The organism is Empedobacter falsenii (assembly GCF_013488205.1).
In the GTDB taxonomy this organism is placed as follows: Bacteria; Bacteroidota; Bacteroidia; order Flavobacteriales; family Weeksellaceae; genus Empedobacter; species Empedobacter falsenii_C.
On record NZ_CP040908.1, the window covers coordinates 3,384,705 to 3,407,516 of the forward strand.

Consider the following 22,812-nt stretch of genomic DNA (forward strand, 5'->3'; position numbering starts at 1 on the left):
GTTAGAAAGAAAACTTGTGTATATTTGCAATCCAAATCGGTGAGATTTTAGCGGGCGTGGTGGAATTGGTAGACACGCTAGACTTAGGATCTAGTGCCGCAAGGTGTGGGAGTTCGAGTCTCCCCGCCCGTACAACAAAAAAGACTTTGAAAATATTTTTCAAAGTCTTTTTTTATGATTTATTGTTTTCTAACGATTTATAATATTTTTCATAAATTTAGGTCATTATTTGGTTATAAGTTGGTTTGGTATGTATTCGAAAAGAAAAAGAAATTTGAAATCTGGAGGGAGAACTATCCCCATTTTTGAATTTATAGTGGTTGTTATTATCATCATTATTTTGATTTACTTCGCAGTATTCTAAACCAATATTCCTATATTTTATTTAACATTTTTTTATAAGTCTTTCGAAATCTATGGTTTAATATTTGTTCAACATATAGTATAAATCTATTTACAACTTATAAAACAAAAAATTATGGACAAATTAGAATTAGAAGGAAAATGGAATCGAATCAAAGGTGCTGTAAAACAAAAATATGGTGATTGGTTTGATGATGACAAAGTTTATGCTGAAGGAAAATACGATGAAGTTGTAGGTAAAATTCAGGAAAAAACAGGAAAATCTAGAGAAGAAATTGAAAGTACAATCAAAGATTGGAAAGAAGACAATCAAGATTAATTATTATTTCAATTAAAAAGGTTAGGACAAAATCCTAACCTTTTTTTATGCTTCTATATCTTTATAAAATGTTTTTCTACGTTTATGGATAACAGGATCAAAGTTTTTCCATAATTGTTGCACTTTTGTATTTTCCTCAAGCAAAGGGTTCGTTTCTAAAGTTTTAATCCCTCTTGCTATAAATCGATCATAAAGTTCTTTAAAAATCAAGGCATTTACACCTTTATTTTGATAATGAGGATCAATTCCTATCAAATAAAATTCGACATGATCGTTCTTTTTTTGCGCTTGCATCAAATGCCACCAACCAAATGGAAACAATTTTCCTTTCGTTTTCTGAAATGCTTTCGAAAATGAAGGCATTGTAATCGCAAAAGCAATCATTTTGTTGTTTTTATCTTTTACACATGAAATAAAATCGGGATGAAGAAATTTTAGATATTTCTTTTTGTAATGCTCAACCTGAAATTTTTCTATCGGAACAAAACTTTGCAATTCTGCATACGTCACATTCAACAAATCGAACATCTCATCTACGTAAGGTAACATTTCGTCAATTGTATCAAATTTATACGTATCTATTTCGTAACGTTTTTTGAGCATTTCACACAATTTATCCATTTGCTTTACCTTGCCCAAATTGGCAATATCAATAGAATATTCTAACCACTCGGCTTTTGGTTGATAACCTAATTCTTGCAAATATATTGGATAATATTCGTAATTATATAAACCGATCAAAGTGGCAACTTTATCAAATCCTTCTGTTAATAATCCAGCTTTATCCATATTCGAAAATCCCATCGGACCTTCTATATAACTCAGTTTATTATTTTTAGCAATGTTTTCAACAGTTGTTAATAAAGCTTTTAAAATGTTGATATCATCTTTAAAAACTAACCAACCAAACCGAATTTTAGTCTTTCCAAGTTCTTTTACTTCGGTCCAATTAATAATCGAAACAATTCGTCCAACGACTTCTTTTCCTTTGTAAGCTAAAAAATAGTTAGCTTCAACCGTCTCAAAAATTGCATTATTTTTATCAAAACTTGCGAGTTCATCTTTCTTTAAAGAAGGCACCCAATACGGATTATCTTTATACACTTCAAAAGGTAAATCGACAAATTTCTTCATTTCACTTGGCGTATTCACCTCTCTTACTTCGATCATATGCTATTAAATTGCGTCTAACAGATTCTAATTTAGGAAGAATTTTTTAGAGAACAATTTTCTCTTCTACAGATTTTCCGTTTATATCTTTTCCGTAAAATAAAATATAATCAAGCTTTACCGAAATTCCAGCCGTTCCTTTCTTCTGTTTTAAGAAAACACGATTCAGTGTTATCAACTTGTTATTAACAGTTGTTTGAACAATTGGATTTTTTTGAGAATCAAGCTTAAGCGTTAATTTTTGAGTTGGATAAGATACTAATGTCAACTGAAAAACATTCTTTTCAATTTTCTTAATATCTAAACCATATGCCAATTTCTTTTGTATAGAAGTCAAGGGCTTTTTTGAGCCATCTTCAGCATAAAGAATGCGATAAATATCAACTGGATTGTTAGCATCTAAAATTCCTTTGCTCGAAAAAAGTGCATCGTAAACAAACGTATTTTTATTGTCGTTGTGTTGAATGTAAAATAATCTATTTTCTGATTTTGGAGGAACAGGATAACCTTGTTGTGCATTTACAACAAAAGAAAAAAGGATAGAACAAATAATTAATAGGTTTTTCATTGATTGATATTTTTAAAAATAGAAGATAGGAATTATTTGAATGATTATCTAAATCCAAATAAAAAGTTTCGAAACTTTAACTTGTTCAATATTATTTTGATCAAGAAAATCTTGCGGAAATTTGATTAAATCTGAAATTGGAATAATTTCATCATTCTGAATAAAATTATATTTACCATGACCAGTTTGATATTTAGAACTTTTATTAGAAACTTCGTGATTGATTTCAATCATTTCATCTTCTAAATCAATAGTAATTTCTGTTTCTTTTTCTACAACTAACAAAGCCTTTTTATTCCTGAAAAAATAAATTTCGCGCTTAGATTCCTTTAAGAGATGATTGTAAGTATTGACAACTGGAATGGTAAAAAAAAAGAATAGTATCAAAAAAATCATTCCAATAATTATGTTAGTTAAAATGAAATCTGTCACAAACAATAATTGATAAGCTATAAATAAAAAAGTAAGACAAAGAATTGCAAAAAGAATCATATTAAAAACTGAAATATAGCTTAAAAAACCAATTTTGACGCGAATAACTTCATCATTTTCGTGTTTATATTCTTTTTGAGACTCAATGATAAATAAAATAATTGGTAAAAAGATTATCCACAAAAGTAAGATGATGAAAATCGAATTTTCTGTACTCATTTTTTATTTTTTTATTTTCTCTTTGACGAATTCTACAATAATTGGAACCAAAGAAAACACAATAATTGCCATTACGACAATTTCGAAATTGTTTTTGATAAATGGAATTGTTCCAAGGAAATAGCCAGCCAATGTAATCCCGAAAACCCAAATTGTTCCTCCGATAAAATTATATTTGATAAATGTGCCATAATGCATTTTAGAAATCCCTGCAACGAAAGGTGCAAGCGTTCTTACAATCGGAACAAAACGTGCAATTACAATGGTTTTTGAACCATATTTTGTAAAGAAATCTTCGGTCTTTAGTATCGCAGAATCTTTAATAATTCGTTTACCGAAAATTTTAGTTGTAACTAATTTCGTTCCTAAGGTTTTCCCAATCGTATAATTGACTGTGTCGCCTGCAATTGCCGCGATCCAAAGTAAACCTAATACAATATAAATATTGAGTTGAGCTGGAAAAGCCGCAGCTAACATCCCTGCTGCAAATAAAAGCGAATCTCCAGGTAAAAAAGGCATGACAACCAAACCTGTTTCGATAAAGATTAAGAGAAATAAAATCAAGTAAAACCAATGTTGATAATCATTCAAAATGGTTTCTAAATATTTATCGATATGTAGAATATAATCTAAAATTTCCATGATTTAAAGGTATAAAAAAACTCGACCGAAGTCGAGTTAAGTTTTTATAGTTATTCTTGTTCAGCTACCTTTTTTTTGCCGAACTTTTCTTTGATAATTTCCACTAAAATTGGAAGTACAGAAGCGATTGTTATTCCTAAAATTACTTTAGAAAAATTATTTTGAACCCATTCTATATTTCCTAAAAAGTATCCAATAAGTGTTAAACCAACAACCCATAACACGGCTCCAATCACATTATATGTAATGAAAATAGAGTATCCCATTCTCCCAATTCCTGCAACGAAAGGCGCTAAAGTTCTTACAATTGGTACAAAACGTGCAATTACAATGGTTTTTGAACCGTATTTTTCGTAGAATTCGTGCGTTTTATTGATATGTTCTTCTTGGATGAAATTTTTACCAAAAATCTTAACTTTAGTTGCTTTGTAACCAACTTTCTTTCCGATGGTATAATTCAATGTATCACCGAGTATCGCGGCCACCAAAAGAATTGCAATCATAATCCACACATTCATATCATTTGTTTCTTGTGCAGCTAACATCCCTGCCGCAAACAACAATGAATCTCCAGGTAAAAAAGGCATCACAACTACACCTGTTTCCACGAAAATGATTAAAAATAAAATTGCATACAACCACAAACCATATTCATTTGCAAACTCTGCTAAATGTTGGTCGATATGCATAATAAAGTCAAAAAGACTCATAAATACTTCCATAAAAGTTGATTAAATTTCCGAAGCATTAAATGCATTTTTGATATGATTTACGCTCCAAGATTGTTGTTTTTTTAAAAGTGCTAAAATATCAAATCTTACCTCAGAAATAAAATTATTTTTCTGAATAAAATCATCTGCGGCAAGAATTAACAATTTCTTCTTCTTTGTGTTAATAGAACTTTCTGGCTCCGCAACATAATTTGAAGTACGACTCTTAACCTCTATAATAACAATCTCATTTTCAAATTGAGCAATAATATCGATTTCGGCTTTTCTGTAAAAATAATTTCGAGCCAATATTTTGTATCCATTTTGGATTAAATAATTAACGGCAAAATCTTCTGCTTCTTTTCCGAAATCGTAACTAATACTCATTCAAAAAAATTATTTTGTTCCGTACAAACGATCTCCAGCATCACCTAAACCTGGAACGATGTATCCATTTTCATTCAATTTTTCATCCAAAGCAGCCAAGAAAATTGGAACTTCTGGATAAACATTTTGTACTGCCTCCACTCCTTCTGGACAACCAACTAAACAAGCCAAACGAACAGATTTCGCTCCTTTCTCTTTTAGAATTTCGATTGCTTTGATTGCAGAACCTCCTGTTGCTAACATTGGATCAACCAAAATCACATCGCGAGAATCTAAATCTGTTGGGAGTTTACACAAGTATTCAACTGGTTGTAATGTATCATGATCGCGGTAAAGCCCAATATGACCAACTTTAGCGGTAGGAATTAATTGATGAATTCCTTTTACCATTCCCAATCCTGCACGTAAAATTGGAACGATAACCATATCATTTCCTTTTAATTTGTAACCGATTGTTTTGGTAATTGGCGTTTCAACTTCTACTTCTTCAAGCTCGATGTTACGTGTAATTTCGTAACACATCAAACCTGAAATTTCGTCTACTAATTCACCAAATTCTTTCGTTGTTGTGTTTTTATCACGCATTTGCGTAATTTTTGCTTTTACCAACGGGTGAGAAATGACTGTTAAATTATCTTGTTTCATATATGTTTGTATAATGATGCAAAGTTACATTATTTGAAGTAACATTTAACTGAACTTTTGCACCCATTTTTAGCGCAACATTGTGTCCTGTATGTCCTGCAGGAAATCCGAAAGCGACAGGAATATTTAGATTTTTGGTGAAACTATGAATGACTTCAAAAGTTTTTGGATCGAATGGATGATTGTAGTTATCAGCATTTTCTTCTTCCGTATCCATGTGTGTAAAATTTCCTAAAATAATTCCTTTTACTTGAGTGAGGATTCCGTTGCGTTTAAGATTCATCAACATTCGATCAACTGCATACCAATTCTCGAACCAATCTTCTAAAAATAAAATCTTATCCGAAGGATTTGTAATTGCAGATTCGCTCCCCAAAAGTGAATACACAATCGAAAGATTTCCGCCAATTAATTCGCCTTCAGTTTTACCTAAATTATTGTAAGCATGTGATTGAATTTCATAATTAATTTCATGTCCAAACAATGCTTCATAAACACTTTGATAAGATGTTGGATGATATTCGGTATTTGCTAATTTCTTCGCTGTAACACCATGTATTGTTTGAAAACCTAATCGGTTAAAATGATTATGAAAAATAGTGATATCAGAATAACCAATTATCCATTTTGGAGATTTTTTGAAATTTGTTAAATCTAATTCGTCGATAATTTTTACTGAACCATATCCACCACGCGCGCACCAAATTGCTTTGATTTCGGAATCATCCAACGCCCATTGAAAATCTTCGGTTCTGATTTCGTCTGTTCCAGCATATTTGTAGCCAAAATCATATTCAGCATAAATATTTTTCCCAAGAACAGGAATCAATTTCCACGATTTTATTAAGTCTATTGCTTCGTCCAATTCGCCTTGTAACATTCGTTTTGCTGGCGCAACAATTGCTATTTTATCACCTTCTTTTAAAAAATCGGGTTGAATCATTTTTCTATAAAATTTTAGTAAAGGTAAACACAAAAAAAAGACGAACTACAAGCGTTCGTCTTTTTGTTATGATATTGAAATATTTCTTAGAAAGTGAATTTAACAGAAGCATTCCATGTTCTTCCGTATCCGAAATAAACTTGGTTGTTTACGTTAACTCCTTTGTAATTTTCTACACCGTAAGCTTGCTGAATATTTGTAGAAGATTCTGAAATATAAATGTGATTAAATACATTGTTTACGTTGAAACGTAAAGTTAATCTATTTTTTGCAGTCAATTTTTGGTTCCAAGTAATACCTGCATCCATTAAATTGTAAGAAGGTAATTCTAAGTTTCCGTCTTTTTCTGTTACTTTAGAAGAATATAAATCTCCATTGTAACGATAATCAGCGTCTACAGAAAGTCCTTTTAAGAATTCGTATTTAGCACCTAAACCAAATTGAGTATGCGCAGCATCACCAACTTTTAAACCGTCCCAGTTCTCTTTTCTAGCAGCCCCAATTACATTTTGATTTTCATCATAATCTGTTGTAGTTGCTTGACCTTTGTATTTCCAGTCACCTAAAGATCCGAAACCTGTTAAAGTTAATTCGCGCATTGGTTTGTAGTTTAATTCAACTTCTAAACCTTTGTGCTCTTGTTTTACACCTTGGTTAACTGTGTACACATAAGCATTTACAATTCCTGGATAATTAGCATCTCCATTTTCGTCGATGAATTTACTAGAAGAAGTGATTCTGTTTTCCCAAGTTGTGTAATATGCATTGAAATTAGCCCAGAAATTTCTTGCTTTGAATTTGTATCCTAATTCTAAACCTAAGATTTTTTCGTTCTCAGCAAATGGGTTAATATCATTTTTATAATTCATGAATAAGTTATCATTGAATGGCTGACGAGAGTAGTATCCTGCATTAGCAAATACTTGGTGCGCCTCAGCGATTGTATAACTTACACCTCCTTTTAAGTTATATCCCCAGTTTGTAACTTTTTCAGATTTATCTTTACCAGCTTCGTAGTTGAAGTAATCCCAACGTTGATTTCCTTGATTAGAAACAGATCCTTGGAAGAATGCCGTAAAATCATCTTTAGCATATTCTACTTGAGCAAATAATCCTCCGTAGTTAATTCTTTCGCTATAATCCCAACCTAATTTTTGAGAGTAGTTATCAGCGAAATCATTCAATGCTTTCCATGGATTTCTTGAATAAGTTTGATTAACTTGGTATGAAGGATGTTGTTTATTATATTTTTCTGTATAATAATCAGCACCTAATGTATTGTTTAATTGACGGAAGTGTTCTCCTTTGTATGTTCTCAAATCAAAACCTACATTTAAACTTAAGTTTTCTGTAAATTTATGGTTTAAGTTAGATACCATTCCGTACCATTGGTGATTATTAACAGAAGACAAAATACGTCCTGAAGCTTCACCACCAGCTACTGATTGTAAATCATAAACTTCTTGTAAGTTTCTTTGACCATCTGTACCAATTTTAGTTCCTGCAGAAGAAGATCCTCCACCTCTACCCCAAGAAGCGTAAACAACTGTAGATAAAGATGTTTTATCATTAATATCCCAATCCCAGTTTAAGTTAGTCACTGGTTTATGGTAATAATTTCTTCTTTCGTTGAATTTATCACCGTTTAACATACCCCAGTTACTGTTGTATTTTTTTCCATATTTCAAGAAATCAGAAATTTTGTTTCTTGAGTTTTGGTCGTGCCATTGTGGAGCACCTGTTAAAATAATATTTAACGTGTGGTTTTCAGCTGGCTTGTAACCAAAAGAGATAAAATAGTTTTGTCCTTGACCTGCTGACATTTCGTTATATCCATCACCTTGCCAGTGAGTCAACATAACAGAAACACCAAATTTATCATTGATTAAACCAGTGTTATAAGCTAATGTAGATTTGAAAAAGTTATCATTTCCTAAACCTGCACTAAAGAAACCTCCTTGTCTTTTTTCTGTAGCTTTTGTTACGAAGTTATACGTACCACCAACAGAAGAAATCGCTAATTTAGAAGATCCTAAACCACGTTGAATTTGTACTGCGTTAGCAATATCAGACATTCCTGACCAGTTTGACCAATAAATTTTACCATCTTCCATTCCATTGATTGGTTGTCCATTCAATAAGAAAGCTGTATTTGATTGATCGAAACCACGTGTAATAATACGAGAATCTCCAAAACCTCCTGCTTGTCCTGCAACATAAACAGATGGTGTGTTAACAAATGCTTGTGTAATATCATTAGCACCAACTTTTTGTTCAATAACTTCTTTTGTGATTGTAGTTGCTGCAATAGGTGTTTTACGATCTTCTTGTAAGTCGATTACACCTTTACCAATGATTAAAGTTTCACTTAAAGATACATTTTCGTCTTGTTCAACCTTTGTAGAATCTGTTGGTTCAACAACTTGAGCGAAAGATAATGATGCCGTAAAGGCGAAAGCTCCTACTAATAAAAGCTTCATTGAGTTTAACCTCATCTTATGAAATAGTTTAAATGTTTACCGCTGCAAAGTTGAGGTGTATATATGTTAAAACGACTACAAACGTTATGTTAATTAAGAATAATTATTACTTAAAAAATCAATTTTAAATGATTACAATATTTTTCTTAATATTTTATGAATATTAAAATCTAATTAAAATAAAATTACCAGATAATAAAAATTTTAATTCTTTATCAAAAACAGACCAAATAAACAATAACACTTAAAAAAAACAATATGTATAATAATTCATTAACAATTGAATAATTATTCTTAAAATAAATTTATTTAGATTTATTATAAATTATATTTTAAGGTTTTATTAATTTAATACAAATAATTCAGTCACAACACTTCATAAAAAAAGTGGACTTATTACTAAGTCCACTTTAATATGTTAAGAAATTTTAATTCTTATTAGAAGCTATAAGTAACACCTGCATTCCAAGTTCTACCTACTGCATATCCGTATCCATTTCTATCAATTCTACTTACGTATTGATCATTGAATAAATTACGAACGTTTCCTCTAAATTTGATTTTTTGTTTACCAAATTTGAATTCATATGCAACACCTGTATTAACTTTTGCAAATGGAGAGATTTTTTCAGCTTGATAAACTTCTCCTTTTAATGCACTTTTAACAACATCCTCTGGATTAACTTGTCCATAAGTACGAGCATTGTACATAAAATCTACATCCCAATATAAGTTTCTTGTAAAGTTAACTTTAGTTCCCATACCGAAAGTAAATTGAGCTGCTTCTCCGATATAAGTTCCTGTCAAATCAACATTTCCTTTTTCGAAAATTGTATCGTCATCAGTATACATCGATTCAAATGGAGTTTTTCCATCATACTTCCAATCACCGTAAGATGCGAATCCATATAAGCTAAACATTTGAGAAACTTTAGCGTCAAAATCAACTTCAACACCTTTGTGTAATTGTGTGATATCTGTATAAGATGTATAAATAGGACGAGTTGTATTATCTGGTTGCGTTACAGAACCTGAAATTCCTAAGAAACGATTACCCCATTTTGTAGAGTAAGCATTAATATTAACTCTTAAACCTCTTGTTTCGTATTTGTAACCTACTTCGAAACCAGTAATTTCTTCGTTATCTACATTTGGTTCACGTAAATCAACTTTGTTGTATTCGAACACATTATCTAAGAATGGTTGACGAGAATAACGTCCTGCGTTAGCAAAAACTGTATTTTCCTCATTAATATTAACAGATAAACCTCCTTTTACATTCCATCCAGTTTTGTTTACTTTTTTAGAAGCTGTTTCTACACCTCCGTAGTTCCAAGTATCAAATTTTTGGTAGAATTGATTAGAGATTGCTCCTTGTCCAAATACTGTGAAAATATCATTAGAGTATTCAACTTGTCCAAAAGCTCCTTGATAATTAATATCTTCAGAATAATCTCTTGCTGTTCTTTGATCTTTTTTAGCCGATTTGAATAATGCAGACCAAGGATTTGTTCCAAAAGTTTCTGTTACAACAACTGTTTGATTGTTTGACTTATTCAATTCTGACCAACCTTTTAATCCGAACAAATTATTCATTTGTTGGAAGTGATTACCATGATAGAAACGGATATCAGCACCTAAGTTAAAGTTCCATCCTGTTTTAGTATCAAAGTTTAAGTTTGTTACACCTCCATACCAGAAGTGATTATTAACAGATGTACGGATAGCACCATTCGATACTGGTTTACCGTTTGCATCTTTACCTCCATTATTTCCAATACCGTCTGGATCTAATAAGTTATTGCTTTGAATTAAATCAAAATCAACTAATCCATTTTTCAATGTACTTGTTGCTTTACCAACTCCAGAAGTTCCTCCTCCTGTACCTGTAGAAGCATATAATACTGTAGACAAGTTCATGTTTTCATTAATTGTCCAGTCCCAGTTTAAGTTTGCTACTGGCTTGTGGTAAAAGTTAGTTCTTAAATTTTCTCCTTTACCATTGAAATAACCATAGGTTGTATTGTATTTTTTACCATACCCATACTTTTCTGCATCAGCCCATTGCTTCTCACTTTTTGTAGAAAAGTTCTGCCCATGCTGTTGTGGCGCACCAAAAATCATAAAGTTAATATTATGACGATCATTTGGCTTATACCCTACAGATACAAAGTATGCTTGACCTTGACCATCAGTTCCTTGAGCAAATGCTCTATGACCTTGCCAGTGATTAAATAAGAATGAAGCTCCCCATTTACCTTTCATCCCTGTATTATAAGCAATAGTAGCACTCATATAGCTATCATTACCTACATTGTATCTTACATACCCTCCTTGTTTTTTATCTGTGGCTTTTGTCACCATGTTCACAGTTCCACCTACAGACGAAATAGCCAATTTAGAAGATCCTAATCCACGTTGAATCTGAACTGTATTTGCTACTTCTGTCATAGCAGACCAGTTAGACCAATACAATTTACCATCTTCCATCCCATTGATTGGTTGTCCGTTTAATAAATAAGCTGTATTTTGGCTACTAAAACCACGTAAAAACATTTGAGAATCACCAAATCCTGAAGATTGCCCAGATACATAAACAGAAGGAGTTGTAGTAAAAATTTCTGGGAAATCTACATTCCCTATTGCTTTATCTTCAAGAGTAGCTTTTGTAATTGTAGAAACAGCTACAGGAGTTTTACGATCCTCTGCAATATCAATCACCCCTTTACCAATGATTAATGTTTCTCCTAAAGATACGTTTTCGCCCTGTTCAACCTTTGTAGAATCTGTTGGTTCAACAACTTGGGCGAAAGATAATGATGCCATTAAGGCAAAAGCTCCTACTAGTAAAAGCTTAGTTGAGTTTAACCTCATCTTTTGAAATAGTTTAAAAGTTTACTTCGGCAAATTTCTATACTTTAAATGAGATTATTGTTAAATTATGGTAAAATTTTATAAAATCAATTAACATCTTAAATATTAATTATTATATCTTATTCAAGATAGTTAATAAATTATCAATATTGTAAATTAGATGAAGTAATTATATTAAGTTTTAAAGATTTTTTAACATCTAATCAAAAATTAACATAATTAAAATGTTAATTTTTAACATTAATTATGGGAATACAATGATTTTATTTTATCATTTCTGAAAAAGTTCAATCAAAAATTAGTTATTTAGAATTAGTATTAATAAAATTAAATTCAATAACTTTTTTATTTATAAGCTAATACTAATAAATTTTCAAAACAAATTATTTAAATACAATACAACTAACGTTAAAACTTGTTGTATTGTATTCTTAATCATAAAAAAGAATCGAAATGTTAAAGAAATCAAACCTTAACAGCTTTCAAACTTAAGTCAAAGTTAGGAGCAGAATGGATAATCGCACCAGAAGAAATAAAATCAACACCAGTTTCGGCAATTGCGCGAACAGATTCTTTTGTAATTCCTCCCGAAGCTTCTGTTTTTACTCGCCCATTTATATATTGAACGGCTTCTTTCATCGTTTCAAGCTCAAAATTATCCAACATGATAAAATCAACATTTGCCTTCAAAGCTTCTTTTACCTCATCCATATTACGTGTTTCCACTTCTATTTTTAGATGTAAATGGTGTTTTTCCAAATAATCTTTGGTTTGCACAACTGCTTTAGTAATATTTCCACAGAAATCGACATGATTATCTTTTAACATCACCATATCGTATAATCCAAAACGATGATTTTCTGCTCCTCCAATCTTAACAGCCCATTTTTCTAACATACGAAAATTAGGTGTTGTTTTTCTTGTATCCAAAATTTTGGCATTTGTTCCGCTTACCAATTCCATCATTTCATGTGCATAAGTCGCAATACCAGACATTCGCTGCATGCAATTCAACGCTAATCGCTCGCAAGTTAAAATTGATTGTGACGACCCTTTCACTTTGAAAGCAATATCACCAAATTGAACATTATCGCCATCATTTATATATTGTTCTATTTTTAAAGATGGATCAAACGTATCGAAAATAATTTTTGCTAATTCAATTCCAGCAATTATTCCGTTATCTTTCACTTTCAATTCCGCTTCTTGAATTGCATCATACGGAACCGACGCTAACGTTGAATGATCGCCATCGCCAACATCTTCTAAAAAAGCTTGACGAATAAAAAGTTGTAATTTTTCTTGTGTGATATATGGAGGAAAATTCATTATCTATATGTTAAGGATGCAAATTTTGATTGATTAAATTCTTTCTTGGTTTTGTATTCATAATATTCAGCCCAAGTACCGTTTTCTTCACGCACAACTGTAATCAACACTTGTACTGAAGGATCATTTTCGAAGAAGTTTTTGATTTGAAGTTTATATTCTTTGTCATCAATTTTACCTTTTGTAATGTCAATTGCTCCAGATTTGAACGCCGAATCAAAAGCAGTTGCATAAGGATCAATAGAAGCCATTTCGAAAAGATTAGAAAACTTTCCTAAATAATATTCTCGACTTCCGTTATTACCAAAAGTTGTTAAATTAAATTCTTTATCAATTCTTACTTCAATCGTTTCTTCATCAGTTTTTAAAGTAAACAATACACGATTTTCTGAAGGGAAAGTTTCAAAATCATTATTTTTTTCTGCCGATTCGTAACGTAAAGGCATTGTATATTTCATCGCAACCGCTTTTCCATCAACTCCTTTTGCAGGCGTTATTTTTAAATTAGCTCGTTCCATTTTATTGTTCAACAAAACTAAACTCGACAATGCTACACTATTAAAAATTGGATTTGAACCATCAGTCGAGACATCATCAAAATTACCATCTTCATTAATTTTAAAACCTAATTTAGATTGAGCAGTTTCGATATGAAGATAATCAGCAATATTAGAAAAGAATGAAATTTGAGTTTGAATATCTTGATTCAAGTTTTTGTTCATACATGTTTGTAACTCGCTATTCTCTTTGAAATTTTCGCAACCAAAATACACAACCGCTTTCTTAGCTTCTTTACCAAAAGTCAAACTTACGTTTTGTTTTTCTTTCGAATTTTGAGCAAAAGAAAAACTCATTGCAAAACATGTAACGAACAGATATAACTTCTTCATTAATTAAAATCTTTGTTGTAAAAAGTTCCTCGATTTTCTTTTTGATTGATACTTTGCTCAATGATTAAATGTGCTACATCAACCAAATTTCGAAGTTCTAAAATTTTAGGTGAAACAATCGTAAAATAATAAATTTCGTTGACCATTTTCTCAATTTCATTGATACGATTCTGTGCAATTTGCAAACGATTATCACTTCGTACAATTCCGACCAATTCGCTCATCATCGCTTGTAATTGTTTGCGTAAATAAGAAATCAATACTAATTCTTCTTGCACTTTCATCCCTTCTTCGTTCCATTCTGGAAACTCAAAATTATAAATCGAAAATTGATTATCATTTAATAAATCGACCGTTTTTAACGCTGCACGATGACCAAAAACCATCGCTTCTAACAACGAATTCGAAGCCAAACGATTTGCACCATGTAAACCTGTATTCGAACATTCGCCAACCGCAAACAAATTCTCGATAGATGTTTTTCCTTCTAAATCGACGTCTATTCCACCGCACAAATAATGCGAAGCTGGAACAACCGGAACCAATTCGGTAAACATATCGTAACCTTCGGATTTACATTTTTCGTAAATATTCGGGAAATGCTCCAAGAATTTTTCTTTCTCTAAATGTCGACAATCAATATAAACATAATCATCTCCACGCAATTTCATTTCGTTGTCAATCGCACGCGCCACAATATCACGCGAAGCCAATTCTTCACGTTCATCATATTTATGCATAAACAATTCGCCATCTTTTGTACGCAATTTTGCACCAAAACCACGAACTGCTTCCGAAATCAGAAACAATTGCCCATCAAACTCACTGTAAAAAGCTGTTGGATGAAACTGAATAAATTGCATTCCCGAAACGGTTGCTTTCGCACGTCGAGCCAACCCAATTCCGTCACCAGTTGCAATAATAGGATTCGTTGTATTTTTATAAACATGACCAACTCCGCCAGTTGCTAACAAAGTTACTTTGGCTAAATGTTGCTCAACTTTATCGGTATTCAAATCTAAAATATATGCACCAAAACATGTTATTTTATCTGTATTATCTTGACGAAGATGATGTTCTGTAATTAAATCAACTACGAAATGATGTGTTAGCATTTTGATATTTGGGTAAGATTTTATTGCTTCGAGCATTGCACGTTCAATTTCCCAACCCGTAATATCTTTGTGATGAACGATTCGGTTTTCGGTATGACCTCCTTCTCGACCTAAATCATAAATCCCCTCATGATTTTTATCGAAACGAACGCCCCAATCTATAATTTCATTGATACGTTCTGGTGCTTCTTTTACGACAACCTCAACCGCTTCCAACTTACACAAACCATCTCCTGCACGAAGCGTATCTTCGATATGTTTCTCGAAACTATCTTTCTCGAAATCGCTCACAACAGCTACTCCGCCTTGCGCATATTTCGTATTGGTTTCGTCTTTATTTGCTTTGGTTACAATGGTAATTTTCGCATCAGGATTTCGAATCGCGATTTTCAACGCATACGAAAGTCCAGCAATTCCAGAACCAATGACTAATACATCTTGAATAGCCATTATTTGATTTTTTCTGATAAATCTAACATTCTATTAATTGCAGCTAACGCTTTAACTCGTAATTCTTCTTCGATTTGTATTTCTGGCAATTCATATTTCATGCACAGATATAATTTTTCTAATGTGGATAATTTCATGTAAAAACATTCAGAACAATTACATGATTCATCTTGAACCAAAGCAGGAATTAATGTTTTATTCGGCGCAAGTTTTTGCATTTCGTGTAAAATTCCTTCTTCCGTTGCCACAATAAATTCTTGTGCATCATTTTCTACCACATAATCTAACAAACGAGAAGTTGAACCAATAAAATGTGCAAACTTCAATAAATCTTCTTGCGCTTCTGGATGCGCAATTAATTTTGCATTTGGATGATCTGCCATTTGTTGTGCAATTCGTTCCAATGAAAACGCTTCATGTACGATACAAGCTCCATCCCACAAAATCATTTTGCGATTACAAACTTGATTTAAGTATCGACCTAAATTACGATCTGGTGCAAAAATAATTTCTTGATCTTCTGGCAACGAATTAATAATCGCTTCCGCATTCGAAGAAGTGACAATAATATCTGATTCTGCTTTAACACCCGCATCACAATTGATGTAACTTACCACAATCGCATTTGGATGTTGCTCACGTAAACCACGTAAACCTTCTGCCGAACATGAATCTGCCAAAGAACAACCTGCTTTTGTATCTGGTAAAACCACTTTTTTAGACGGATTCAGAATCTTTGCGGCTTCCGCCATAAAATGAACACCACAAAAAACAATCATATCAGCTTCAGTTTTTGCAGCTGCACGCGCCAATTGTAACGAATCGCCTAAATAATCTGCTAAATCCTGAATTTCTCCAGATTGATAATAATGCGCTAAAATCACCGCATTTTTCTCTTTGCGTAATTTATTGATTTCCGCAATCAAATCGGTTCCTTTTGGGATTTCTACATCCAAATAACCTTTATAATCTAACTTTTCAATCGCTTGTTCTAATGTATTCATTTGTGAGTGGTTTTATTTTATACCTAATTGCTTTTTCACTTCTTTTGACAACGCATCTTTGTGCACTGTAAAAGCAATTGATTTCATTCTGAAAAATGGTTTCGACATATAAATATGTCCATTATTTCCTAAATCTGTTGTTCCCCAAGAATTTTTGACATCATAATATTGATTTCCCAATTGATCTTTCAAAATTCCCGTAATATGCATTAAATGATCATCTTCTGTCGAATAATCTTCAAAACCTTTTTGACGCTCATCAGCCGTCACCCATTTTTCAGGTAAAATCTGAACAAAATAATCTGATTCTAAACCTTCTGAAGGCCAAATTGCCATTCCATACTTTTTAGAAAATGTTTTTTCAGAAACATCTGTATCAAAAGCTGCTGTATATCCTTTATATAACGCTTCGTCCAAGACTTTCATGTATTCATCTAACGGTAAATTATAATATGAACCATTTGAAAAATTATCTGGCACTTGTAAAATAAATTGTGAATAATATGGCGCTTGCTGAAAAGATGTTAATGTGACATAATCATCTGGATTAATTTTCAAAAATTTTGCAAATTCTTGTGGCGTATATTCTTTTCCTTCGAATTTGAATTTTGTCGGAGGAACACCTAATTTATCATTCAATTTTTGATCAAATTTTGATTTCCAATCTGCTGTTAAATATTTTTTAGGATTTTTTACAATCGAATCTAATCCAACTTTCAAATCCTTTACCAACATTTCGTGGTTATGTTTTACATCTGTTCCATTCGCAAAACCTGCATAAACTTCGTTTGGAACTAATCCATTTTTACGAACCGAATTTAACACATCATGCGACAAACCTCCTTCACTAAATTGCGCTTTTCCTTGGCGATATACATAATTATAAGCTTTTACAGGGTAAGTAAAACGTACATTATACATTTCCGATAAATCGACATCTTTTCCTGTCAAACGTTTCACTTCCGATTCTAAAAAAGAAGTTGTCGAAAATGACCAACAAGTTCCCGTTTTTCCTTGCGAAATAATAGGAAGTGCAGAATTATTAACTAATTCTTTGAATTTGAAAGGCGTTTCTTGTGCCGAAACCAACATACTTACAAAAGCGATGCTAGCGAATATATATTTTTTCATTTGTGTTTGTATAGATTTCAAAAGTAAAGTTATTTTATGAAGTTTTCATCTAAAACGGCTCCAAATTGAATGTTTCTTAATTAGAAAAATTATTTCAGAATTTATAATATTTCACTTTTCGAACAAATTATAAATCAAATCAGTATAAATATTCAATTTTTATTCATCTTAAAATTAATTTTCGTGAAAATGCCATAAATGACTCAAAAACCTATTAACTTTGCTCAAACATTACACAGATGCAACCAAGAGAAGATTTTTTATTGAAAGCTTATGAGCTGGGAATTATAAAATTTGGAAATTTTACTTTAAAAAGTGGTATAGAATCTCCTTTCTATGTCGATTTAAGACCTTTAGCTTCGAGTCCACAATTACTAAAAACTTTAGCAAATAACTTATTAGATTTAGTTGAAGATGTAGAATACGACTTGATTTGTGGTGTGCCTTATGCAGCTTTGCCAATGGCGACTACAATGAGTTTAACATCGAATATTCCTTTGATTATCAAACGTAAAGAAAACAAAGGTTACGGTACTAAACGTATGGTAGAAGGTGTTTTTGCGGAAGGACAATCTTGTCTTTTGGTCGAAGATGTAATTACTTCTGGACAATCTTTATTAGAAACAATTGATCAAGTTGAGCGCGAAGGTTTACGTGTAAAAGATTTGGTGGTTGTTTTAGATCGTGCGCAAGGTGGATCTGAAAAATTGAAAGAACAAGGTTACAATGTGAAAACGTTATTTACAATTCACGAGGTAATCGATATTTTACATAAATATCACCGTTTAAGTGATGATGAAGCGAAAAAAATCAAAGACTTTTTAGCTCTACCTCCAGAAGCGGTTCCTGCAAAACAACGTATTGCATTGGAAAACAAAAAAATTGTACATCCAGTTGGAAAACGTTTGGTTGAATTAGCATTGAAAAAACAATCTAACTTAATTGCTTCTGCAGATTTAATTACTTCTGAAGAAATTACAGATTTCGCTAAAAAGGTTGGTGATCATATTGTTGCGTTAAAATTACATTCAGATATTATTCAAGATTTTTCGGATAACTTAATTGTTGAGTTGAAAAAAATCGCACGTGAAAAAGAATTCTTATTATTCGAAGATCGCAAGTTTGGAGATATTGGAAATACGCAAGAATTACAATTTAAGAAATCGATTTACAAAATTTCTGATTGGGCAGATTTAGTAACTGTTCATCCAATTGGAGGTTTAGAATCATTAAAAGTTTTCGAAAATACCGGAGTTATCACAATTGTTGAAATGTCTTCGAAAGGAACATTGACTGATGATTATTACTTTACAAAAGCAATTAATGTTTCGGAACAATCTGGAAATGTTTTAGGAGCTGTTGCACAACGCCAAATTCCTGATAACTTGTTATTGTTTACGCCTGGTGTTAATATTTCTTCGACTGGAGATAGCAAAGGACAACAGTATAATACGCCAGAATTAGTTTTCAAAAATTACCACACAGACTTTATGATTGTTGGTCGTGGAATTTACAAAGCTGCTGATGTAAAAACTGCGGCAAAAGAATACCAAACGTTAGGTTGGGTTTCTTACCTACAAAGTTTGAATGACTAAGATTTAGATAAATTTCAAAAATATAAAAGCAAGCTTTTTTCAGCTTGCTTTTTGTTTTTTATTTATAATGAAATTACTTCATCACAAATTTATGCGAAACACTATTTCCATTCTCATCTTGAAATCTTGCAACATAAAATCCTGTAGATAAATTAGAAAGATTTACACTTCCGTTAGAATTTTCTGTATTTATCGTTTTAATCATTCGTCCTGTTGCATCAATTATTTTGATCGAAATTGGTGATTTAAAATTTAGTTGATAATTTAATATTTTATTTGAAACATAAATTTTAGACCAATTTTCATCAATATCATTTGTACCTAAAGTCGAGGTTTTAGCAGCTTCAACTATATATTCTATCCCTAATTTTGTAAACTTCGCCGCATGCATAGATGTACTTCCCATAAACGCATAAGTGTCTCCGGTTGTGTGTATATTAGGATTATCTTCTCCCATTTTAGACTCGAAAGGTAAAGTCGCCGCATAACCATTTTCCGACCAACTCGCATGATCTGAACATCCATAACCACATTTTGACGTATCGTATGTAAATTGATGTAAACCCGTTTTATTATATTCGTCCATCAATTGCATCAAAAAAGAATTAAGGTTTGCATCACAATAATAATCAGTCATTAACACAACATCCTTTGCAGAACCTTTGTAATTAGTCATATCAAATTGTACATAACCTATTACATTTTTATTCTCCGAAGCGTATTTCTGCGCAATTTCTTTCGATCCTACCAAACCTATTTCTTCTGCTGCATAAGCCATAATTTCGGTAGTTCGTTGCGGTTTAAAATTATTTTTTAACAATACACGCAAAACTTCTGTAATTGTTGCAATTCCCGATGCATTATCATCTGCTCCTGGCGCATAAGTTTGGTCTGCTACCCAACCAACAGTAGAATCGGCATGACCTCCAATAATAACAAATTCATCTTTCTTTTCACTTCCAGAAAAAGTCAAAATCAACGATTTCATTGGTGTATTCACATGATCAACGATTTTTACGGCGACATCTACTCTCCCTGCATCAACAATCATTTTTTCCCAAACATTTTTCAATTTAAGAACCGCATCATTTGCTTCTTGTCGTGTATGATAACGCGTTTTGAAACCTTCTAACATCAAAATTGTTTTCTCAATTTCTTTCACATCAACATCGTTCAAAACCTTGTTAATAAAGGCTTGTTCTGTTATTGTATAATTGAAAGGAGCTTTTTTCTGAGATAACTTTTCTTGAAGTGATTCAAGTGATTCAAGTGCATCTTCTTTCGTATTTCTAAAAACATAACCATGTCCATGCGCAAATTTTCCGTGCAAACTTTCAGCAATTGCAGGATGAAAATAAATTGCAGATAAATTATCTTTCGAAGATATTATATCAATTGAATCTGCATAATTTTTTTGTAAAAGAATTGCGTTATCTGTCTCCATTGTCGCAAAAATGAAGTTTTCTTTGGATTGCCCAAAAGAAAAAATAGCATGGAATAAAAAAGGTGTAAGGAATAAAAATTTATTTTTCATAAAATCATATTAGTGTTACAACAAATATATGATTAATAAATCTTTATGAAATTTATTTTAAATAAAAAATCCATCTGTCGATGGATTTTTTATTAATATTTTAATTGAAACTTTATATAGGTAATCTTTTTACCTTCTTCCAAAAACTTCGATTCGTAATATGTTTGTACTTCAGTTACAATTGCAGGAATATCCGAATGATCTGGATGATAAACATCGTGTGTAGAACGAATCACTTCGTGACCTTCGATGTGAATAACACCATGTGTATACCCATGTAAAAATTCAGAATCCGTTTTCAAGTTTACTGTTCCTTCTGGTTTCAAGATTGTATTGTAACGTCTCAAAAATTCAGGATCTGTCAAACGATGTTTTGTTCTTCTGTATTTAATCTGTGGATCTGGGAAAGTAATCCAAATTTCGCTCACTTCATTTTCTGCAAAAAGATGATCGATAATTTCGATTTGAGTTCGAAGAAATCCAGCATTTTCTATTCCTTCATCCAAACAAGTCTTAGCACCACGCCAAAATCTTGATCCTTTAATATCTACTCCGATAAAATTACGATCCTTGTCACGACGCGCCATTGCAACTGTATATTCTCCTTTTCCGCATCCAAGTTCTAACACAATTGGATTATCGTTCTTGAAAAATTCTTTGTTCCAATTTCCTTTTAATGCAAACTCATTAATCGCCTCTTCTCGTGTTGGTTGAACAACATTCTGAAAAGTTTTATTTTCGTTAAATCTTCTGATTTTATCTTTTCCCATTTCGGATATATTTTGCGCGAAATTACGAGATTTTGATTAATCTAAAAAACTGTTCTGAAAACACATAAATATCATCAAATAGTATTTATGTAAAAAGGTTTATTATTTTTGTATTGAAAAACTAAAATTAGAAAAATGGATTTTATCAAACAATTTCATAGTGGCTGGGCTTATCTTGTGATTTTGATGGGCGTTATCTTTGTGATTTCAACATTAATTTATGCGATTTCTAAAAAAGATACAAACGCAACGATTAAAAAAATCGGGTTATTTACAACCATTACTTTTCACGTTCAATTATTACTTGGATTAGTCTACTATATTATGATGTTTTCTGCTTTAGAACCATCAGGAATAATGAAAGATTCTGGCTTAAGATTAACTTTTGTTGAACACCCTATGATGATGATTGCAGGTGTTGTTTTTATGACAATTGCTAATGCAAAATTAAAACGATCTACAACTGTACCAATGAGCGTTGCAGTCTTTGCAATTATTGGTTTAGTTTGTATTTTAAGTAGAATTCCTTACCATGTTTGGTTTGCTTAAAAATTTAGAATAAATTCATAGAAAAGAGTATTAAGTTATTAATACTCTTTTTATATTTTTATGTGATTTATAATTTTTTTATTCTAATTTCGTTATTAACAAGTCGCTAAAGCTTTCTTTTAAATTTTAAGAATCTTTGGCACTCGATTTGAAATAGACTTGTACAAACTAAGAAATAAAATGAAATATATAAAATATCTATTCTCTTTGCTTTTGGTTTTAGTAGCTTTTAACCTAAGTGCCCAAGATTTTCATACAGCAAATATCAAGGTTGATTACGAACAAGAAACCGGAACTTTAAACATAACCGCGCGTACATTTACCAATCAGTTGGAAAAAGCAGTTGGTGCTGATGTTTCGAACAAATCTAACTTTGAGAACAAGTTGAAAGCGTATGTAAACAGTAAAGTTGATGTCAAAGTAAATGGTAAAGCTTTAGGAACTTCTTATTACGGTTATCAGGTAAATGATAAATCGACACGAGTTTTCTTTAAGTTTGATAAAATTTCTGATATCAGCTCGATAGAACTAAAAGTGGCTTTGTTGACAGATATTTTTAACGATCAACAAAACATTGTAACTTTTGATGTCAAAAACAAAAAAGACACGAAAGTATTAACAGGAAATAACGACACCGTAAAGATGTCTTTCTAATAAAGCAAAAGCCTTCCGAAATCGGAAGGCTTTTTTATT

21 protein-coding genes and 1 tRNA gene are annotated in these 22,812 nt (G+C 31.7%); 5 read left to right on the plus strand and 17 right to left on the minus strand.

Going from position 1 to position 22,812, the window contains the following annotated elements; all coding sequences use genetic code 11:
- The first annotated feature begins 50 nt into the window (after positions 1–50).
- Positions 51–132: transfer RNA gene (locus FH779_RS15820), tRNA-Leu, on the plus strand.
- A gap of 346 nt (positions 133–478) precedes the next feature.
- Positions 479–682, plus strand: a complete 204-nt coding sequence (locus FH779_RS15825; RefSeq protein ID WP_038336421.1) for a CsbD family protein — start codon at positions 479–481, stop codon at positions 680–682.
- 45 nt (positions 683–727) lie between these two features.
- Here FH779_RS15825 and FH779_RS15830 read toward each other — a convergent pair whose 3' ends face one another.
- The 15 genes from FH779_RS15830 to FH779_RS15900 form a co-directional block, all read right to left on the minus strand.
- A complete protein-coding gene (locus tag FH779_RS15830; RefSeq protein ID WP_180905393.1) occupies positions 728–1,852 on the minus strand; it encodes a GNAT family N-acetyltransferase in 1,125 nt (374 codons plus the stop codon).
- 46 nt (positions 1,853–1,898) lie between these two features.
- Positions 1,899–2,420: a DUF4833 domain-containing protein gene (locus FH779_RS15835; protein WP_180905394.1), complete on the minus strand. Its 522-nt coding sequence runs from the start codon at positions 2,418–2,420 to the stop codon at positions 1,899–1,901.
- A gap of 48 nt (positions 2,421–2,468) precedes the next feature.
- Complete coding sequence (locus tag FH779_RS15840) at positions 2,469–3,071, minus strand: hypothetical protein (RefSeq protein WP_125349578.1); 603 nt, start codon at positions 3,069–3,071, stop codon at positions 2,469–2,471.
- Positions 3,072–3,074: 3 nt separating this feature from the next.
- Entirely contained in the window at positions 3,075–3,713 is a 639-nt protein-coding gene (locus FH779_RS15845; protein WP_114998694.1) for a VTT domain-containing protein, read from the minus strand.
- Positions 3,714–3,763: 50 nt separating this feature from the next.
- Positions 3,764–4,435, minus strand: a complete 672-nt coding sequence (locus FH779_RS15850) for a DedA family protein (protein ID WP_180905395.1) — start codon at positions 4,433–4,435, stop codon at positions 3,764–3,766.
- Between the two features lie 9 nt (positions 4,436–4,444).
- Positions 4,445–4,810: a YraN family protein gene (locus tag FH779_RS15855; protein ID WP_114998692.1), complete on the minus strand. Its 366-nt coding sequence runs from the start codon at positions 4,808–4,810 to the stop codon at positions 4,445–4,447.
- A 9-nt stretch (positions 4,811–4,819) separates the two neighbouring features.
- The gene (gene upp / locus FH779_RS15860; RefSeq protein ID WP_180905396.1) at positions 4,820–5,455 is read right to left on the minus strand and encodes a uracil phosphoribosyltransferase; all 636 of its coding nucleotides are present in this window, start codon (positions 5,453–5,455) and stop codon (positions 4,820–4,822) included.
- The gene (locus tag FH779_RS15865; RefSeq protein WP_180905397.1) at positions 5,442–6,398 is read right to left on the minus strand and encodes a S66 peptidase family protein; all 957 of its coding nucleotides are present in this window, start codon (positions 6,396–6,398) and stop codon (positions 5,442–5,444) included. Before FH779_RS15865 ends, upp begins: the two co-directional genes overlap by 14 nt.
- A gap of 86 nt (positions 6,399–6,484) precedes the next feature.
- On the minus strand, positions 6,485–8,878 hold the full coding sequence (locus FH779_RS15870) for a TonB-dependent receptor (protein ID WP_244957979.1): 2,394 nt from the start codon (positions 8,876–8,878) through the stop codon (positions 6,485–6,487).
- A 438-nt stretch (positions 8,879–9,316) separates the two neighbouring features.
- Positions 9,317–11,752, minus strand: coding sequence for a TonB-dependent receptor (locus FH779_RS15875; protein WP_180905399.1), 2,436 nt, complete (start codon positions 11,750–11,752; stop codon positions 9,317–9,319).
- Between the two features lie 465 nt (positions 11,753–12,217).
- Positions 12,218–13,081, minus strand: coding sequence for a carboxylating nicotinate-nucleotide diphosphorylase (gene nadC, locus FH779_RS15880; RefSeq protein ID WP_180905400.1), 864 nt, complete (start codon positions 13,079–13,081; stop codon positions 12,218–12,220).
- On the minus strand, positions 13,081–13,971 hold the full coding sequence (locus FH779_RS15885) for a hypothetical protein (RefSeq protein ID WP_180905401.1): 891 nt from the start codon (positions 13,969–13,971) through the stop codon (positions 13,081–13,083). The genes nadC and FH779_RS15885 overlap by 1 nt, the downstream gene beginning before the upstream one ends.
- Complete coding sequence (nadB, locus tag FH779_RS15890) at positions 13,971–15,536, minus strand: L-aspartate oxidase (protein ID WP_180905402.1); 1,566 nt, start codon at positions 15,534–15,536, stop codon at positions 13,971–13,973. Before nadB ends, FH779_RS15885 begins: the two co-directional genes overlap by 1 nt.
- Complete coding sequence (nadA, locus tag FH779_RS15895) at positions 15,536–16,540, minus strand: quinolinate synthase NadA (protein WP_038337116.1); 1,005 nt, start codon at positions 16,538–16,540, stop codon at positions 15,536–15,538. Before nadA ends, nadB begins: the two co-directional genes overlap by 1 nt.
- 12 nt (positions 16,541–16,552) lie before the next feature.
- Positions 16,553–17,671 (minus strand): C1 family peptidase, encoded by a 1,119-nt coding sequence (locus tag FH779_RS15900; protein WP_038337115.1) that lies wholly within the window; start codon positions 17,669–17,671, stop codon positions 16,553–16,555.
- Positions 17,672–17,910: 239 nt separating this feature from the next.
- On the opposite strand from FH779_RS15900, the gene FH779_RS15905 reads away from it, so the two are divergent.
- The gene (locus FH779_RS15905) at positions 17,911–19,266 is read left to right on the plus strand and encodes an orotate phosphoribosyltransferase (RefSeq protein ID WP_125349589.1); all 1,356 of its coding nucleotides are present in this window, start codon (positions 17,911–17,913) and stop codon (positions 19,264–19,266) included.
- Positions 19,267–19,339: 73 nt separating this feature from the next.
- Here FH779_RS15905 and FH779_RS15910 read toward each other — a convergent pair whose 3' ends face one another.
- On the minus strand, positions 19,340–20,800 hold the full coding sequence (locus FH779_RS15910) for a M20/M25/M40 family metallo-hydrolase (protein ID WP_180905403.1): 1,461 nt from the start codon (positions 20,798–20,800) through the stop codon (positions 19,340–19,342).
- A 92-nt stretch (positions 20,801–20,892) separates the two neighbouring features.
- A complete protein-coding gene (gene trmB, locus FH779_RS15915) occupies positions 20,893–21,570 on the minus strand; it encodes a tRNA (guanosine(46)-N7)-methyltransferase TrmB (protein WP_038337121.1) in 678 nt (225 codons plus the stop codon).
- A gap of 135 nt (positions 21,571–21,705) precedes the next feature.
- Between trmB and FH779_RS15920 the strand changes: the two genes are divergently transcribed.
- Both FH779_RS15920 and FH779_RS15925 read left to right on the plus strand, forming a co-directional pair.
- On the plus strand, positions 21,706–22,119 hold the full coding sequence (locus FH779_RS15920; RefSeq protein ID WP_125349592.1) for a hypothetical protein: 414 nt from the start codon (positions 21,706–21,708) through the stop codon (positions 22,117–22,119).
- 180 nt (positions 22,120–22,299) lie between these two features.
- Positions 22,300–22,773, plus strand: coding sequence for a DUF6702 family protein (locus tag FH779_RS15925; RefSeq protein WP_180905404.1), 474 nt, complete (start codon positions 22,300–22,302; stop codon positions 22,771–22,773).
- Positions 22,774–22,812: the final 39 nt, after the last annotated feature.